Raw genomic sequence first — 19,532 nt, 5'->3', positions numbered from 1 at the left:
GCCTGCCTTTTACTATTATAATAGTAAATTGATATGTCAAAACTTTGGGTTATCTCTTGTTGGGTATTGACTGGCATGTTCATATGGTCATGCGACATCCGTAAGAATAGTAACAAACAGCCTCATTTGTTTACATTATTATCCCGTGCTCAAACCGGTATTGATTTCGAAAACAACCTGGACTATACCGAAGAATTTAATGTTTACACCTACAGAAATTTTTACAACGGTGCCGGAGTTGGGTTAGGAGATATAAACAACGACGGTTTAACAGACATATACTTTACCGGCAATAGGGTCTCCAATAAACTATATCTAAACAAAGGAAATTTTCAGTTTGAAGATATCACTGAAAAAGCAGGCGTTTCATGCGCCGGGGTTTGGAGTTCCGGCATTAGTATGGCCGATGTAAACGGAGACGGTTGGATCGATCTGTACGTATGCAAATCGGGCGACCCTAAAGGCGAAAACCGGCATAATGAACTCTTTATTAATAATGGTGATCTGACGTTTACTGAAAAGGCACACGAATACGGAATTGCGGACGTAGGCCTTTCAGTGCATGCAGCATTTTTTGATTACGATAAGGATGGCGATCTGGACTGCTATTTGTTAAACAACTCCATAAGATCCGTTGGAGGGTACGATTTCAGACCGGGACAACGGGAGATCAGGGATCCGGATGGTGGTAACAAATTATATAAAAATGTCGGCAACAAATATGTTGATGTCAGCGAAGAAGCCGGCATTTACGGCAGCAATATCGGCTTTGGGCTCGGTGTTACGGTTGGCGATATTAACAAAGACAATTGGCTGGATATTTTTGTTTCTAATGATTTTTTCGAGCGCGATTATCTCTATATCAACAATCATGATGGAACCTTCAGTGAATTACTGGTACATCAAATGAGGGAAATCAGCATGGGGTCCATGGGGGCTGACATGGCCGATATCAATGGCGACGGTTATCCCGAGGTCTTTGTCACAGATATGCTGCCCGAAGGAGATGCCAGAATGAAAACAACAACAACTTTTCATAATTGGGATACCTATCGAACAAGTGTGAAAAATGGCTATCATCACCAGTTTGTAAGAAATGTTCTGCAACTCAATAACCGCAACGGAACCTTTAGCGAAATTGGTCGGCTGGCAGGTGTCCAGGCAACAGATTGGAGCTGGGGAGCACTTATCTTCGATATGGACAATAATGGAACCAAAGACATTTTTGTAGCGAACGGGATTTATAAGGATTTAACAGACCAGGACTACATTAATTTCACAGCAAACCCCGAAAGCATTCGTAAAATGATAAAGAACGAAACCGGGGTAATAAAAAAATTAATCGATAAAATTCCTTCTAACCGAATTCCCAATTACGCTTTTTCCGGAAATGAAGACCTGATCTTTGTAAACAAAGCTGCTTTATGGGGACTCGATACACCAAGCCACTCTAACGGCTCTGCCTATGCCGACCTGGATAATGACGGAGATTTGGATCTCGTGGTCAACAATGTTAATATGCCACCATTCATTTATCGCAATGAAGCTGACAAAATCAAACAAAATGGTTATTTGACTTTGGCCTTGGTCGGTGAACGAAAAAATACCTTTGGATTGGGTACCCAGGTCACCCTCAAATGCCAGGGTGAAATCTTTTATCAGGAACTGAACCCCATGAGGGGTTTTCAGTCATGTGTGGACCATAGGCTGACCTTTGGCCTGGGGAAAATAGAAATCATTGATACGGTACATGTATTGTGGCCCGACAGCAATACAACTGTCCTGGAAAATATTCCTGTAAATCAAACACTTACCTTATATCAACACAAGGCACTGAAAGTCGATTCCAGGACAAGTAAGGGAAATAATAATACCATCTTCTCTGAGATTGAAGAATTAATCGATCATAGGCATTATGAAAATACATTTATTGACTTTGACAGAGAAAGGTTAATAAGTCATATGCTTTCATCAGAAGGGCCTAAGGCAGCGATAGGTGATGTCGATGGAGATGGCTTGCAAGATTTATACATTGGAGGCTCAAAAGGCTTTACAGGCTGTCTCATCATGCAACAGCAGCCTGGCAGATTTAAAAAACCAGATCATAACGTATTCGAAAAAGACAAGAATTCAGAGGATTTGGATGTCGAATTTTTTGATGCGGATCATGATGGTGATTTGGATCTGTATGTGGCAAGTGGAGGTAATGAATTTTCCAATGGCTCGCCCTATCTTGCTGATCGACTATATTTTAATGATGGAAATGGTCATTTTGACCGGTCATCGCAGATTTTACCTTCTCAAAGAAAGTATGTGAGCTCTTCCTGCGTTGAGGCTTGCGACATCGATAATGATGGTGATCAGGATTTATTTGTCGGGGAAAGGTTGAGTCCTTTTCTGTATGGCGTTCCTTGCAGCGGCTACTTGCTGCTAAATGATGGTTCCGGAAATTTCAGTGATGCCACGTTGGACATTGCTCCCGGGCTTAAAGAGATTGGAATGATTACCGACGCCGTCTGGGAAGATATTGACAAGGATGGAGATTACGATCTGACAATTGTCGGGGAGTGGATGCCTATAAAAGTCTTTATCAACGACCGGGGAAAGTTCTATGATGCCACACATAAGGCCGGTTTCGATCAATCGAATGGCTTCTGGAACTGCATTAAAGCCAAAGATTTTGATAAAGACGGAGACGTCGATTTCGTAATTGGCAACCTCGGCGCCAATACCCGCATAAAGGCATCCATGAATAAACCCGCCTCGATGTACATCAATGATTTTGATAAAAACGGTACGGTGGAGCAATTAGTGACTGTATTTAATGGTAAAAATGCGTACCCCCTGGTGCTAAGAAATGAATTGGTGACGCAAATTCCCCAATTAAAGAAAAAATACCTGAAATACAGCAGTTATAAGGAGCAAACGATCAACGACATTTTCACCCCTGATCAGTTGGAAAAAGCCATCGAATTAAAAGTCTACACTACCTTCACATCAATTGCTATAAATCAGGGAAATGGTACTTTTTTTCTTAAGGAGCTTCCAATGGAAGCTCAGTATTCTCCGGTTTACGGCCTGGCGGTACAGGACTTTGATCGGGATGGGGCAGAGGATCTCCTCATAGGAGGCAATTTTTATCGGTCAAAACCGGAGATTGGCATATATGATGGCAGTTATGGGTTACTCCTTTTGGGAGATGGAGCTAATAATTTCAAGCCCGTACCCGCCATTGAGTCCGGCTTTTCGGTAAAAGGAGAGATCAGAGATCTGGAAAAGCTAAAAATAAAAGACGAGGACGCCATATTGGTAATAAAAAACAACGACAATGTTCAATTGTTTAAATATTAAGAAATATTGTCTGTGCTGCGCATCCCTATTTGGAATGATCTTGCTGGGATGCAACCACCGGTCAGCGTATGAAAAACTTGTGGAGAGAGAACTTGGAAAAGGACATAGGCAGGACAGTCTTTTTTTGGGGGTTACTTTTGGAATGACTCAAAGACAATTTTATGACCACATCACGCCCTTAGGGTACCAGGGAATCGTGAAGCAGGGAGGCGATATGTCGGTCTTGTGTGAAATAGATAGTTTCAGTAACCCCATAAATATTAATTTTTTTCCAAAATTCCGTAATAACCGCATTTATGAGCTGCCATTGATTTTTACATACCGGGATTGGATGCCATGGCGAGAGGATACGAAGGTCGACTGCTTGCTGGAAGAAGTGTTATTATTTACCAAGCAACACTATGGGGATGATTTCATTGAAATAAAAAATCCCAAAAACGATCAGGTAGCACATGTTACAGTCGAAGGAAACAGAAGGATATCGGTTTTTATCGATAATTATAACAAAGTGAAGGTGCGGTTTACTGATTTAAGTGAAAATTGATAAAGTACAATGAAGCAATGAAGTTCTTCCTATTCAGAGAAGCAAATAGCATAATCTTAAGCATACTGATTCTATTGGCTTGTGCCGGGCCGGAGAAGTCTGAAAAGACTGTCTTTAAAATTTTGTCAGGTGAAGTGACAGGTATCGCCTTTAACAATACATTAACTTTCGACCAGGAATTCAATATTTATAAATACAGAAATTATTATAACGGCGGCGGAGTAGCTTTGGGTGATGTAAACAATGACAACTTTCCGGATATTTACTTGACTGCCAACATGGAGGACAACAAGCTTTTCATAAATGCAGGAGCAGGGGAGTTAAGATACAAGGACATTACCGAATCGGCAGGAGTGCAAGGTGAACGGGCCTGGTCGACAGGTGTGAGTATGGCGGATGTCAATGGGGATGGGTGGCTCGATATCTATGTATGCAATTCAGGGGATATTGATGGTGATAACAAGCAGAATGAGCTCTTTATTAACAATGGTATTAATGAAAAAGGACAGCTCACCTTTACGGAAAGCGCAGCGGAGTATGGTCTCGCGGACCTGGGATATTCGACCCATGCTGCATTTTTTGACTATGACAAAGATGGTGATCTGGACATGTACCAGTTGAATAATTCCTACCGGCCTATCAGCACTTTTAACCTCCGGGAAAATGAGAGAATGATACGTGATGAAGTGGGCGGTGATAAATTGTATAGAAATGACGGTGATACTTTTGTCGATGTCAGTGAAAAAGCAGGCATCTATGGCAGTATCATAGGTTTCGGCATGGGCATTACCATCGGAGACCTCGATAGGGACGGATGGCAGGACATCTATATTTCAAATGATTTTTTCGAGAAAGATTACGTTTATATGAACAATGGGGACGGAACCTTCCGGGAGGTTATGGACACCCAAATGAAAAGCATTAGTGCCACCTCCATGGGCGCCGATATGGCTGATATTAACAATGATGGCCTTATGGATATTTTCGTGACCGAAATGCTTCCAAAAGATGAACACAGACTTAAAACAAAAACAACATTCGAAAACTGGGACAAATATCAATTCAACTTAAAATACGATTACTATCACCAGTTTACCCGAAATACTTTGCAGCTTAATAGCGGTAAACGCCCAAATTCCAATGAAATATTTTTTAGTGAAATTGGCAGGTTATCGGGTGTGGAAGCCACTGATTGGAGCTGGGGTGCCCTCATTTTTGATATGGAAAACGATGGGTTAAAGGACATATTTGTAGCTAATGGCATTTATAAAGATCTGACTGATCAGGATTATATCCAATTTATATCCAATGAAAGCACCAGGAAATCTGTTGTTAACAATAACGCCATTGATTACAGCTATCTGGTAGACGTGATTCCATCCAATCCGGTTCCCAATTTTGCTTTTGTCAATGAGGGGAATTTAAAATTTTCCGACAGGTCCGCTGAATATGGGTTGGCAACACCAGGTTTTTCTAATGGATCTGCGTTCGGTGACTTGGACAACGATGGTGACATGGATCTTGTTGTCAATAATGTTAATATGCCAGCCTTTGTATATCGCAACGACGCTGATCGCCTTTACCCGGAAAACAATTACATAAAACTGGAACTAAAAGGTCCGGGTAAAAACACCATGGCTTTCGGAACAAAAATTACTGCTATTGCAGGAAGCTCCAGGTTTTACCTGGAGCAAATGCCATTGAAAGGCTTTCAATCTTCCGTGGACCCGAGACCTAACCTGGGTCTTGGCACAGCAAAGGTGATAGACTCTTTGATTATTCAATGGCCAAATGATAGCCAGACCATTTTAACCCGTGTGGAGGTCAATCAAACCTTAACCGTCACCTGTGGTGAAACCTCCAAAGCCGAGGCAAACGTAAGCGAATCCAAAATTCAAAAACTGCTTTTTTCCGAACCGTTGGAAGAATTCAAGGATTTATACGTCCACAAAGAAAATGCCTTTGTAGATTTCGACAGAGATCGGTTAACCTACTTTATGTTGTCAACGCAAGGGCCAAAAGCTTGTGTCGGGGACGTAAATGCAGATGGTTTAGAGGACTTTTACATAGGTGGCGCCAAAGGATTCGAAGGCTCACTATTCGTTCAAAAAGATAGCGGTGAGTTTATACAAAGCAATGTGGCATTATTTCATGCCGACAAGGCATCGGAAGACACTGATTGCCTGTTTTTTGATGCCGACAATGACCAGGATCTGGACTTGTACGTCGCCAGCGGGGGCAATGAATTTTCAAATACCTCGGCTGCTCTGATCGACCGGCTTTATATGAACGATGGAAAAGGCAATTTTGAAAAGTCGCCGCAGATACTTCCTTCCACCCGGTTTGAAAACACATCATGCGTCAGGGCCGCTGATTTTGACCTGGATGGGGATCAGGATTTGTTTGTTGGTCTCCGAATGCGTCCCATGTTATACGGAGTGCCGGCAAATGGTTATTTGCTGGAAAACGACGGTCATGGCAATTTTTCCAATGTGACCAGGGAAATAGCACCGGATTTACTGAATTATGGCCTGTTTACTTCGGCAGAATGGAGTGATATTGATAATGACAAAGATTGGGATTTAATTGTGATTGGGGAATGGATGCCCGTCACGATTTTTGAAAACATCGATGGCAATTTCAAAAATATTACCACTCAGGCAGGTCTTTCAAATAGTAATGGCTGGTGGAATAACATAGAAGCCGGAGATTTTGACAATGATGGTGACATGGATTTTGTCATTGGCAACCACGGTCTTAACTCCAGATTTAGGGCCTCCCATGAAAAGCCTGTTTCCATGTATATCAATGACTTCGATAAAAACGGAACGGCTGAACAGATCATCTGCGCCTATAATGGTGAACGATCTTACCCGGTTTGTCTGAAGCATGACCTTGTCATGCAGCTCCCCCATCTAAAGAAAAAATACCTGAAATACGAACGTTATAAGGGACAACAGATCAACGAAATTTTTAGTGAAGAAGCACTTGAGAAGTCGGAAAAACTGGTTGCTTATAATTTGAAATCCTCAATTCTGATAAATAAGGGAAATAACCAATTCGATCTTGTGCCACTTCCGATGGAAGTTCAATCGAGTCCCCTGTACGCCTTGTTAGTTCAGGACTTTGACAAGGACGGATTTGTCGATATTCTCACCGGGGGAAATTTATATGAAGTCAAACCGGAGATGGGCAGATATGATGCGAGTTACGGGCATTTTTTAAAAGGTCATGCCTCCGGGTTCACACCTGTGAGTGCTTCGGCGAGCGGTTTCTGGGTTGAGGGTCAGATAAGAGATTTTAAGATCATTAACAAAAATCATTTAATGATTATCAAGAATAATGCGCCTGTTGAAATAGTCAAAGTCGGACATGGCACAAGCTTGTCTTCACCACATCGGCAATAATAACACACCAACAATGATCAAAAAGACACCATAAGATGATTACTGAGAATGAAACGAATAATACCTGTTTTTACAACCATGATGCTGCTTGTAGCATGCAGCGAAGATAATGGGGTTACGGTGACCTCACTTTTTGTTATTGAAAAAACAAATTGCCTGGCGCCATGTTCCCTTAAAGCGGAAAACCAAAGCCAGCATGCGACTACCTATCTTTGGGATTTCGGAAATGGCGATACATCCGTCGAAGAAGTCCCCGCTTATGTATACACCGAGCCTGGAACATATACCATTGAGCTTACGGCAATGAATGAAGGTCAGCGCGCAGTTTTTTCCAAAACCATCCGTGTAATTGATCCCGGAGCTTGCAAGACAGTTAAAGTTTTCTATGTGTTGCCCAGTGATGCCGAACATACCGACAGGCAACAAATAGTAGCAAAAGCTGTGGAAAAAAACAGGCAATTGTGGGCTCGTGACGGAGCAACATTTGTCGTCGAAGATGTGGTAACCATTAAAAGCAGTCTTTCATCAAATGCGTTTTTAAACAACAATGATGACATTCATAATAACCCTGACTGGAACTGGTTAGGTAATGCCGTCAATGAGGTTATCGCCCATACAAATGTAATTATGAATGATCCGAACCACAAGAGTATAGTTTTTCTGGAAGTAGATGTGGGGGGATTTTGTCCGTGTGCCGCAGCGGCAAATTTCCATTTTGCAGCGATGCCTAAATGGATAATCGACAGGATAGAACAAGGTTACGATACAGAAGCAGGTGCCATCGGTCATGAGCTGGGACATACATTTGGCATGCCACATGAAAATTGTGATAGTCAAACAGCGCCGAAAGGGATAATGTGTAATGGGGCAGGAAGTGGATTCGGTGGATTTCCGGATGTGCGACTAACGAAGTGGCACTTCAGTTATTTGTTCATAGATGAACATAAAGGTTACTTTGTAGAAACGGCCTGTGAATAAGGATGGCTATGTAATAAACTCATTTAATTTAAATCAATTGATATGTTAAGGATCTCATGCTTTTTTTTACTTTACGTATTTTTTTCTGTGTCATGCACCATTCAGCAGGAAAAAGCTGCGCTGCGGCTGTGGTATGACAAACCTGCCGAAACCTGGACTGAGGCATTACCGGTGGGTAATGGAAGACTGGGAGCCATGGTCTTTGGTACCGTAGCAAAGGAACACATTCAGTTTAATGAAGAAACGCTTTGGACCGGTCGACCTCACGACTATGCACACAAAGGAGCGGTTAAATACCTGGATGATATTCGCCGGTTGCTGTTTGAAGGGAAACAAGAAGAAGCCCATATGCTGAGTATGGAGAAATTTATGAGCATTCCATTGAAACAAATGGAATATCAACCCTTTGGTGATCTCTACATTGAATTTGACGGCCATGACAAATACACCGACTACCGTCGTCAGCTCGATCTGACAAAGGCCGTATCAACAGTTATCTATAAAGTGGATGGAACAACTTACACAAGGGAGGTCATTTCCAGCAATCCACATGAAGTGGTGGCAATAAGGCTTAGCTCAGATAAAAAGGGCGCTTTGGGTTTTAGATATACCATGGATGCAGAACATGAGGTGAAGGAAGTTTCAATAAACGATAGCTTATTAAGCCTTGAAGTTAAGGTGAAGGACGGTGTACTCAAGGGTTTAGCCAGCATAAAGTTAGCAACCGATGGTATGGTAGAAACCACTGACCGTCATGTAATAGTAACCAATGCTACCACAGCCACCCTTCACTTAACAGCGTCCACCAATTACAAAAACTACAAAGACGTTTCTAAAAATGCTGAAGAAGAGATTACGAAAAATCTTGCGGCCATTGCCGGTTTATCTTACGATCAGCTCTTTAAGGAACATATGGCAGACTACACTACCTTATTTGACAGGTTTACTATAGATTTGGGAAGCAATAGCAGGGACTCCCTTCCCACTGACCGGAGAATTATCAAATTTAATGAAGATCCCAATGATCCGGGTTTACTGGCATTATACGTGCAATATGGCAGATATCTGCTGATCTCATCCAGCAGAGAGGGTACTCATCCCCCTAACCTGCAGGGAATCTGGAACAAGGATTTAAAACCGGCCTGGGGAAGCAAGTATACTATTAATATCAATGCTGAAATGAATTACTGGCCTGCCGAAGTACTGAACCTGGCAGAATGCCATGAACCCTTATTTGCATTAATAGAAGATTGTTCGGAGTCGGGTGCTATTGTAGCCCGGGAGCACTACGGGGCTGACGGTTGGGTGGTGCATCACAACACTGATATATGGCGCGGCGCCGCACCTATCAACCATGCCAATCATGGCATCTTTACAGGTGGGGGTGTATGGTTAGCAACACATTTGTGGGAACACTACCTTTATACCCAGGATGAGGATTTTTTGAAGCACAGGGCCTACCCCTTAATGAAAGGAGCTGCAAAGTTTTTTACTCAATTCTTAACGGAAGATCCAAAAACCGGATGGTTGATAAGTACACCTTCCAATTCCCCCGAAACAGGTGGACTCGTGGCCGGCCCAACCATGGATCATCAGATTATCAGGCACCTTTTCAGCGCATGCATCAAGGCCAATGAAGTGATCGGCGGGGATGATCGATTTGCCTCGCTCCTGTCAGAAATGATACCGAAAATTGCCCCTAACCAGATTGGGCAATATGGGCAGCTTCAGGAATGGATGGAGGACAAGGACGATCCTCAAAATAAACACAGGCATGTATCACACCTGTGGGGCATGCATCCGGGAAATGATTTCAATTGGGATACAGCCCCTGAGCTTATGGAGGCAGCGAGGAAGAGTCTGGAAATGCGGGGAGACGATGGCACGGGTTGGAGTCTTGCCTGGAAAATCAATTTTTGGGCGCGTCTCCTGGATGGCAATCGCGCCTACAAGCTGATCAAGATGATGTTCAGACCAGTTGCCGGAACTACCACGAGGTATGACAAGGGAGGAGGCTCATACCCTAACCTGTTCGATGCCCACCCTCCTTTTCAAATTGATGGAAATTTCGGCGCTCCGGCAGGAATAATCGAAATGCTGATGCAATCCCATATGGGAAGGATAGATATTTTACCTGCCTTACCCAAGGCTTTACCCGAAGGTAAGATTGTGGGATTGAAAGCCCGCGGAGGGTTCGAACTGGCGTTCTCATGGAAAAATGGTGAGTTAACGGAATTGGAAATCCTGTCGGCGGTCAACAATACTTGTAAAGTAAAGTATAATAATAAATGGGTGGAACTGCCCCTGGTCAAAGGTCAAAGGCTGAAATTGAATGGTGATCTGGAGAAAATATAGCTGCTTTCCGGCAGGATAGATAAAAACATTTAAGAAGTAAGTTAATGTAAAACTCATAGATTTTTAATGCCAAAGTAATTGACAAAAGCCTCATAAGCCTGCGTACGGATGGTAAACCTATTTTAGACGGCGGCCCTCCAAAACCTTTTACCCGTTTCCTCGGGTTTTAGCTTGCCGGGCCACTTGCCTGGGTTTTGTCCTGTTTTATTTTTTTTGCAAACTGTTTCTATTATTTTTAGCCAGGTAAATTCTCAATTTTTATGGCTTTGTATGAGAGTACCGATAATGATTTGATAATCCGAATCAGAAATGGCGATAAATCTTCTTTCGAAGAACTGTTTGATCGTTATTGGGAAATGTTATTTAGATTTAGCAACGGTATTTTGGAAGATGAGGAACTTTGCCAGGACATCATCCAGGAGGTTTTTATAGACTTATGGCAGCGAAGAAAAATACTGCTTATTGAGAATGTAAAAGCATTTCTTTTCCAGGCTGTAAGAAATAAAGTGGCTAAATACATTCGCCATATCCGGTTAAAAAGAAAACATCTGGAAGCGATTGCCAAATTATCGGGAGTTGGCCCCGGTGCAGATGCGATCTACGAATTGAAAGAATTGAGACAAACGATCGATCGACATTTAAAAGCATTGCCGAATCGTTGTTACCAGATATTCAGACTCAGCAGGTTCGAACATTATAGCAATAAAGAGATAGCCCAGCAATTAAATATATCTATTCGAACTGTCGAAACCCAAATCAGCAGAGCCACAAGACATTTGCGTGAATCCCTCAAACCCGAATTGTTAGTAACCTTAGTTTTACTTTTCCGCTAGTCCTCAGGCAACAATTATTCCGGAGGCTAGAATACCATTAATCCCCTGTCTGAAAGTGTATGGATATAAAATCATCAGGATTGATGAATCTGTAATTTTTTCAAAAAGTTTGAAAAAAGCGTACGTGTTTTCTGCTGTTGAAGGTACTACCAGGCAAAATACGGAATACAATGACCAGACAGGAGTTTTTGAAATTGGCAGAAAAATATGAGAAGGGCACCTGTTCACCGCAGGAGAAAGCATTATTTGAGGATTTTTGTGATCAGTTTAAGGAAGATGCATTGAAATGGGATTTGAAAGACGATGCGGATAAACTTACCATCAAACAAAACATCTATAAGCAGGTAGAAAATCGAATAGGACAACGCAGATCGGACAAGGTTGTTTATTGGAAGCAGCCTGCTTTTAGAGTTGCGGCTGTTCTTTTTCTGGTGGTCGGCATGGCTTTTCTTTTTTATAACTACCTCCCCAACACGAATGAACAACCAATTTCAGCAAGTCAAATCATTACCAAAGAAACGCCTTATGGTGTAAAAACGCGGATCAGATTACCCGATGGTACAAAAGTCAGGCTGAACGCCGGTAGTAAATTGATATTTCCTTCTGAGTTTTCAAAGCATTCAAGACAAATAACGCTATCCGGGGAAGCCTATTTTGAGGTTGAAAGAGATGAGCAAAGGCCATTTGTGATTAAATCCGGAGAGATTGAAACCACTGTTCTGGGTACCACCTTTAACATCCGTGCCTTTGAAAATGAGGACATCTATGTGACCGTGGCAACAGGCAAGGTACGGGTAAGTATTTTGGATAATCGGGGAACCGGGAAGGCCTCCGAAGATTTGGTTTCCAACCAGCAGGCGATGTTTAACAGATCTTCGGATCATATCCGGATCAATGAAGCTAACCCGGCGCAGTACCTGGCCTGGACGCAAGGCACCATGATCTTCGATAATGTTTCACTGGAGAAGGCAGCGCGAATCATAGAACGCTGGTATGGTGTGGAAATCTCTTTTAAAACAGAGGCTATCAAAGCCTGCAGGATTAAAAATGAATATACGGATGAGACCCTGGTTAATGTACTGGAAGGTCTCAAGCATATATTCAACCTCGATTATGAAATAACGGATGACCAAAAGGTCATCTTAAACGGCAACGGATGTAACACTTAAAACAATGCCTATGATTAAAATTTGACGATCTCATCACTCATTTCTCCTGCCGAGGAGGAAATAAAAAAGTCCGGGCCTGTTGGAGCAGCTTACCGGACCGAAAATCTTGGTTCCTGATATGAACAGGAATCTCATCCAAGTTTTACTTTGAAACCTTACAAAATTATGCATTTAAAACTAATTAAACTATTAATGTTTGTATCAAAGCAAGCGTTTTACCTATTTTTAATCCAAACGATCGCCATGCAATTGCTGCTGGCTAAATCTTCCAACGGACAGAAACAGCTTCTGAAAGAGGTAAGCTTGGGGATTAGTCTCACTGATGTTTCTCTTCAGAAAGTATTTCATGTGATTAGTGAGGAGACAGGCTTCGTTTTTGGCTATGATACGGAATTTATCAAGTCTGACCGAAAGAAATACAGCTTACATTTTAAAAAGACAAACCTCCGGAAGGTGCTGGAGGAACTCGCTTACGAAGCCGAAATACGGTTTAAGAGAGTGAATAACAACATACTGGTAGTTACTGACAAACGTAACCGGTCGCGAAAGAAAATCATGGTTACGGAGTATGGGAAGATATCCGGAAGAGTAACCGATGAAAATGGCCATGGACTACCGGGAGTAAATGTAATGGTTAAAGGTACGGACATCGGTACCATTACGGATGTCGATGGGTATTATGAACTAGATGTTCCCAGTGAAGCTACAACATTGGTATTTTCTTATGTAGGTTATATTTCGGAAGAAATAGAAATAACGGGGAGGTCTGTGGTAGATATAGCGCTCACTCCTGATATTGCCTCGCTATCGGAGGTAGTGGTGATAGGCTATGGGAGCAAAGACAAACGTAATCTGACCGGCGCTGTGTCGACAGTAGACGCCAAAACCTTAAATGTTATTACAACCGGGGATATAAGCAATGCGCTGACAGGTAAATTACCTGGCTTGCGTGTGATGCAGGTAGGGGGCGAGCCGGGGCTGTATGATAACCAAATCGATATACGGGGTTGGGGAAATATGTTGGTGGTAGTGGATGGTATACCCCGGGAGGACTTTCAAAAAATCGACCCGGGTGCCATTGCCAGCATCTCTATATTAAAAGATGCTTCTGCAGCCGTTTTTGGCGTAAAAGCGGCAAATGGTGTGATGTTAATTACCACAAAAAAAGGGCAGGAAGGCCCGGCTAAAGTAACTTTGGACACATCTGTAGGATTTGAGGAGTTGCTGAATTACCCAAAACCTATTGATAACGCCATCGATGCGTTGATTCTTAAAAATGAAGGCGCACTGGCTCGCGGACGGCCCATGCCTTATCCTGACTGGGAGCGCTACACAGGCGAAGATCCGGATTTTCCAAGTGTGAACTGGTGGGATCTTACGATCAGGGAAAGGGTACCCATCTATAAAAACAATTTATCCGTTAGTGGCGGGAGCAATAAAGTAACTTATTTTATGTCGCTGGGAACCCTGCATCAGGAGGGAATATATAAGTCCGGATCGATGGATTACAACCGGTATAACCTGCGTACAAACATTTCGGCAAATCTCAAAGAAGGCCTTACTGCAAATCTGATCTTTACGACTATTTTGGAAGAAAGAAACCGTCCTTATGGTAATTCTTCATGGGATTTTTTTAAGCAAGTATGGATGCAACCACCGTGGGAGCCGATCTATCTCAACAATACCGAACCGCTATATTACGACGGGCAGGCCGACAGAAACCCATTGGCTATCACTGACTCGGAACTGACAGGCTATAGAAAATATAATACCAGGCGTTATGAAACAACCCTTTCTTTGGTTTACGATATTCCAAGCATTCAGGGACTACAATTAAAAGGACTGTTTGCCTACGATATGAAGTATGCCCGTGAAAAGCAATTCAGGCGTGCTTATGAAGAATACAGAAGTTTTGACGAGTCAACAAATCAATATGGCGTAAAGGGTCTTCATGATCCCACCAGGCTCAGGCAATATTTTGATGAATGGATATATTACCAGACCCAGTTGTCAATACGATATAACAGATCTTTCCTGAACAATAAGCATAATATCGATGCTTTGTTATTGACCGATCTGCGAAATGGCGAAGGGACCGGATTCCGGTCAGAAAGGTTTTATCAGTTAGATGTACTTGACCAGTTGGATGCTGGCTTGATAACCAATCAGGGCGCTGGCGGGTCGGATAAAATTCTGGATGGCAATAAGGCGTTGGTAGGCAGGTTAAATTATGATTTCGATACTAAATATTTAGTGGAATTTAGCTTCAGATACGATGGTTCATCCAGATTCCCGAAAGATTCCAGGTGGGGGTTTTTTCCAGCGATGTCATTAGGGTGGCGGTTGAGCGACGAAAACTTCATTCGTGACAATATAGGTTTTATGGACAATCTAAAGCTCCGTTTTTCACATGGTAAAATGGGGGATGATCGCGATGCCAGCAATTTCCAGTATCTGACCGGCTACTCTAATTCCGGGGCCTATATTTTCGACGGTACCAACCTTGTCACAGGCATTGCTTCCCGGGGCCTGAATAATCCCCATATAACCTGGTATACAGCTACCACCACAAATTTAGGTTTGGACGGTAGCCTTTGGAAAAGAAAGTTAGACTTCCAGTTTGATTTCTTTCAAAGAAAGCGATCCGGACTTCTGGCCAGAAGAAGTGCCACACTTCCGGCGAGTTTTGGGGCGAATTTACCTCAGGAAAATCTAAACAGTGATTTGAGTAAAGGCTTTGAAATTGTACTGGGACATTCCCATGAAGTTAACGGGATTAACTACTCGGTTCGCGGAAACATCACCTATGCCCGTTTAAAGTGGGTACATCGTGAACAGACTGAGGCAGGGAATAGCTATATTGCCTGGCGGCATGGCGCTAAAGACCGTTGGACAAATATCAGGTGGGGATATGGTTATGAAGGACAATTCCAAACGGAAGAAGAAATTAACAGCTACCCCATCATCCAGGATGGCCATGGACACTCAGAGATGTTTCCCGGAGACTTCAAATACGAAGATTGGAATGGTGACGGAATGATCAATTCGCTGGATCAACACCCTATTGGCCGCAATGAAGATGCTGAAATCTTTTATGGTATGGACATCTCAGCGACCTGGAAGGGTTTATCACTTAACCTGTTTTTTCAGGGGGCAACCAATTACTCATTGAAACCTACGGAACAATTAAATGCTCCGCTCCCGTGGGGTAGAAATTCATCTGCCATGTTTCTGGACCGTTGGCGTCACGAGGATCCGCTGGACTTTAGTACCCCCTGGGTACCTGGTAAATATCCCATTTCCAGGGATGCCTTTGGTTATGAGCCCAATAAGGCAGATTCTGAATTCTGGATGCATAACGTCAGATACCTGAGGTTAAAAAGCATTGAGTTAAGCTATCAGCTACCCGACAAGTGGATATCCACCATTAAAGCGCAGGAGGTCCGGATTTATGGGAATGCTTTTAATGTATTTACATGGGCTAACAAAGATTTGCTGGAGGTATCGGATCCTGAACACAGGATGAACCAGAGTGGGGCGGATAACGGTTATAAATATCCGATAATGGCCAATTACAACCTGGGTTTAAGTATAACTTTTTAACCATTCGTACAATGAATAGTGTATATAAATTTTTAGGTGCTTTCATGCTTTCATGCGGACTGACGGTTTCTTCCGGATGTGAAGCCGACTTCCTGGATAAGGAACCGGTTTCCATCATAACCGATGATATAATTCTTCAGGAAAAATCAGCTTTTGAAGCCCATTTGGCCTTCTTATACGCTGAAATGCCATTTGAGCATTTTAGGAACTATGATAATAATCTGCTTGCCCTTTATACAGATGAATCGGTAAGTAGCGGTAGTGGTACTGCAGGGGCAAATACCCATTGGTGGTCAGATGGATATGAACTTATCCGCGCCCTTAACAATATGATAGAAAAGTTTCCTTCCTCTTCTATGTATACCGATGAAAATGAGAAAGCAGCCGTCCTGGGCGAGTTAATATTCTTACGCGCTTATTCCTACTTTAGTTTAGCCAGAAGATATGGCGGAGTGCCTATTGTGACAACTGCGGAACCATTGGCAAAATCCGGTGATATAACAACATTATATATCCCTCGTGATACGGAATCTGATGTTTTTAAATTTGTGGAGTCCGAAATGGATGAAGCGATCGATATGATGCCGGAGACCGCTAATCCGTACAGGTTAAATAAGTGGTCAGGGCTGGCCCTGAAATCAAGAGCCATGCTTCACGCCGCGTCTGTTTCGACTTATGGTGAAGTTCAACTGGATGGTTTGACCGGTATTCCGGCTTCCGAAGCCGAATATTATTGGCAATCGGCAAGGGATGCCGCGAAAAAAGTCATCGCCAGTGGGAACTATGAACTTTATGATGAAGTGAATGATAGCGCTGAAAATTTTCATTTTTTATTTTTCGATGAATCTGAAACCAACAAGGAGCGCATATTTGTGAAAGCTTACAACTGGCCCGATCTGGTTCATGATTTTGATTTACATTTTGCCCCTTTTAGCCATAGAAGCGGTGGCGGATATGGTGGAAAGTATTGTCCCGTATTGGAGATGGTGGAGAGCTATGAGTATATTGATGATCCCGATGGTACCCTGAAGATAACGGATGAACAAGGAGAGCCGATAGCCTATGCCAATCCCGCAGATTTATTTGCCAATAAAGACCCGAGATTTTTTCAGGCGGTGCTTTATCCCGGTGCGCCGTGGTTTGGAACTACCCTGGAAATATACGGAAGTGTTATTGAAGGGGACGTTGAAGGGGAAGGCTTCGGGGTAGATGGTATCGCCCAGCCCGAAGCAACTTCAACAGGGTTTTATATGTCGAAATGGGGAGACCGGGATCAGACAAGACCGGTCAACATCGGCTCGTCTGACGTCGACAGGATCTCCATGCGATATGCCGAGGTATTATTGAATGCCGCTGAATCGGAATTGGAATTGGACAATGAAGCCGAGGCACGGACTTATGTAAATGCCATTCGCACCAGGGCAGGACTTCCGATACACAACAGCCCTATAGCCATGGAAGACTACAGGCATGAACGGAAAATAGAACTGGCATTTGAGGATAACCGGTATTGGGATATGCGAAGATGGAGAATATTTCATACACTTGTGTCCAATAAGGAATTTTATGCCCTATGGCCAATTCTCAATAAAGATAAGCAGGTATATATCTTCAGAAAGCAATTACTGCCCGGTATCTATACGAAGACCTTTAATGCCACCATGTATTACAACAGAATTCATGACCATATTTTGCAGGCAAACACTTTGCTCGTTCAAAATCCGGGTTACTAAGCCAATACATAAAAAAGACTATGAAAAACATCATCATATTTACGATCATAACCATAGGAGCGTTAATCATATGTTCCTGCGAAATTGATAATTACCAGGCCCCTAACCTGACGCTGAAAGGCGTTGTGGTTGATGTCATTACCGGTGAGCCTATCCAAACACGCCAGCCTGATGGAATCAGGGTAAGATTACTACAGGATGGATATGAAAATCCCACACCACTTGATTTTTGGGTCAAACCCGATGGCACCTTTCAAAATACCAGACTATTTGCCGGTACTTATGAAGTATCCGTGATCGACGGACCGTTTGAAGAATCAAGTGTAGCGCCGGTAATAGTCGACCTGAATGCAAATAAGACTATTCAATTTGAAGTAGCGCCATTTGCCAGGATTTCCGATGTTACAATATCGGGATCCGGAGGTACAATTACCGCAAAGTACAGGATTTCGGGTACTTCCGGCACAAGGGATATACTAAAAAGTGTGCTCTTTTGCCACACCGGAAATATCGTACATGAACAAACCAGGGGATTGATATCTTCAAGTGCCAATGATCTCAGCACGCTGACGGAAAATGAAATCTCTTCCACCATTTTCATAGATGAGATATCTGACTTAGAAACAGGAAAGACTTATTACGTGAGAGTTGGCGTTCTTTCGGATAATCCCCTTAATCGCTACAATTATTCTTCAATTGTGAAGATTGACCTGTAAGTTATCCAAAAAGACGTCCCTTCCTTGGGTCAGGGACGTCTTTTGTATGACACATTTAGACAACATACTGTCGCCAGATCAGTCATAGATTAATGGGGCAAAAAACCAAATCAGGGTGCAAATATTCCAAAGTACAGCATAATGGATGATAAAGACATCACCTCACTGAACTGCTGTCATGGAAAAGAAAAAATGTCATGAAGAACGGGTTCAAATGCCGGACATTCAATAGTTGGAATTCCTTCAGCCCAGCGCCATTTCTCTTCCTGGAATCGTTAGGAAACTAATATGGAAAAATCAAATGATGTCTTCTCTAAGTAAATAAGCATTCACAGAACCATGTTCGATTAGAAAATTCAGAATAACTAATATTTTCTGCTTTACTTTTATATCTTGTTTCACTTTTGATCTATTTATGTGAACATATTTTCTGACTAATTTTTCGACATAGTACACAGTATTAGATTCAAGCTTTTTACTCTTATTTTTTTCGATCAATTCACATATCCAAAAAATTCCTTCATTTAAAAAGTCACTACCAATTTGATTAAGAAACTTGGCTATGGAATCTAATACGCATGGAAGGTGTCCAATATCCTTTACTATGTTTTTATAAAATACCCTCTCCTTTTCTTTTAAACTGTGCCAACTTTTAGCGGTTTCTTTCCACCAGTTCCAGGCTAATAAATAATTATGTATCACCTGACTTAGATGGGAGCTTTTATGGTAGTTAGTGCCGATAATTTTTGGATAAAATAACTCCCAAACACTCCAGAATTGATTGTATTGCTGAACATCATCTTGAATTAAAATAAGCTCTTCAAAAGTAAGCTTACTGTAAAG

Annotated in this window: 11 protein-coding genes; 10 read left to right on the top strand and 1 reads right to left on the bottom strand. The window is 42.4% G+C overall.

The window, feature by feature from the left end; genetic code table 11:
* Positions 1–33 precede the first annotated feature (33 nt).
* The 10 genes from AC04NP_RS00055 (at position 34) to AC04NP_RS00010 (ending at position 18,689) form a co-directional block, all read left to right on the top strand.
* Positions 34–3,351, top strand: a complete 3,318-nt coding sequence (locus AC04NP_RS00055; RefSeq protein ID WP_482857249.1) for a VCBS repeat-containing protein — start codon at positions 34–36, stop codon at positions 3,349–3,351.
* 79 nt (positions 3,352–3,430) lie between these two features.
* Entirely contained in the window at positions 3,431–3,895 is a 465-nt protein-coding gene (locus tag AC04NP_RS00050) for a hypothetical protein (protein ID WP_482857248.1), read from the top strand.
* A gap of 17 nt (positions 3,896–3,912) precedes the next feature.
* Positions 3,913–7,302 carry a VCBS repeat-containing protein gene (locus AC04NP_RS00045; protein WP_482857247.1) on the top strand — a complete coding sequence of 1,130 codons (3,390 nt, stop codon included), beginning with the start codon at positions 3,913–3,915 and terminating at the stop codon, positions 7,300–7,302.
* A gap of 48 nt (positions 7,303–7,350) precedes the next feature.
* Positions 7,351–8,280 (top strand): PKD domain-containing protein, encoded by a 930-nt coding sequence (locus AC04NP_RS00040; RefSeq protein WP_482857246.1) that lies wholly within the window; start codon positions 7,351–7,353, stop codon positions 8,278–8,280.
* 42 nt (positions 8,281–8,322) lie between these two features.
* Positions 8,323–10,635 (top strand): glycoside hydrolase family 95 protein, encoded by a 2,313-nt coding sequence (locus tag AC04NP_RS00035; protein ID WP_482857245.1) that lies wholly within the window; start codon positions 8,323–8,325, stop codon positions 10,633–10,635.
* 260 nt (positions 10,636–10,895) lie between these two features.
* Positions 10,896–11,468, top strand: a complete 573-nt coding sequence (locus tag AC04NP_RS00030) for an RNA polymerase sigma-70 factor (RefSeq protein WP_482857244.1) — start codon at positions 10,896–10,898, stop codon at positions 11,466–11,468.
* Positions 11,469–11,638: 170 nt separating this feature from the next.
* The gene (locus AC04NP_RS00025) at positions 11,639–12,637 is read left to right on the top strand and encodes a FecR family protein (RefSeq protein WP_482857243.1); all 999 of its coding nucleotides are present in this window, start codon (positions 11,639–11,641) and stop codon (positions 12,635–12,637) included.
* Positions 12,638–12,829: 192 nt separating this feature from the next.
* A complete protein-coding gene (locus AC04NP_RS00020; protein WP_482857242.1) occupies positions 12,830–16,240 on the top strand; it encodes a SusC/RagA family TonB-linked outer membrane protein in 3,411 nt (1,136 codons plus the stop codon).
* An 11-nt stretch (positions 16,241–16,251) separates the two neighbouring features.
* Positions 16,252–17,973, top strand: coding sequence for a RagB/SusD family nutrient uptake outer membrane protein (locus AC04NP_RS00015; RefSeq protein ID WP_482857241.1), 1,722 nt, complete (start codon positions 16,252–16,254; stop codon positions 17,971–17,973).
* A gap of 20 nt (positions 17,974–17,993) precedes the next feature.
* Positions 17,994–18,689: a DUF3823 domain-containing protein gene (locus tag AC04NP_RS00010; RefSeq protein WP_482857240.1), complete on the top strand. Its 696-nt coding sequence runs from the start codon at positions 17,994–17,996 to the stop codon at positions 18,687–18,689.
* Between the two features lie 297 nt (positions 18,690–18,986).
* Here the strand turns inward: AC04NP_RS00010 and AC04NP_RS00005 are convergent.
* Positions 18,987–19,532 (bottom strand): hypothetical protein (locus AC04NP_RS00005; protein WP_482857239.1); only part of this gene is annotated, 546 nt, incomplete at its 5' end.

The organism is Agaribacillus sp. DX54 (assembly GCF_056858335.1).
Note: the sequence above shows the minus strand (reverse complement) of the source record. Positions and strands in the feature narration are given on the sequence as shown.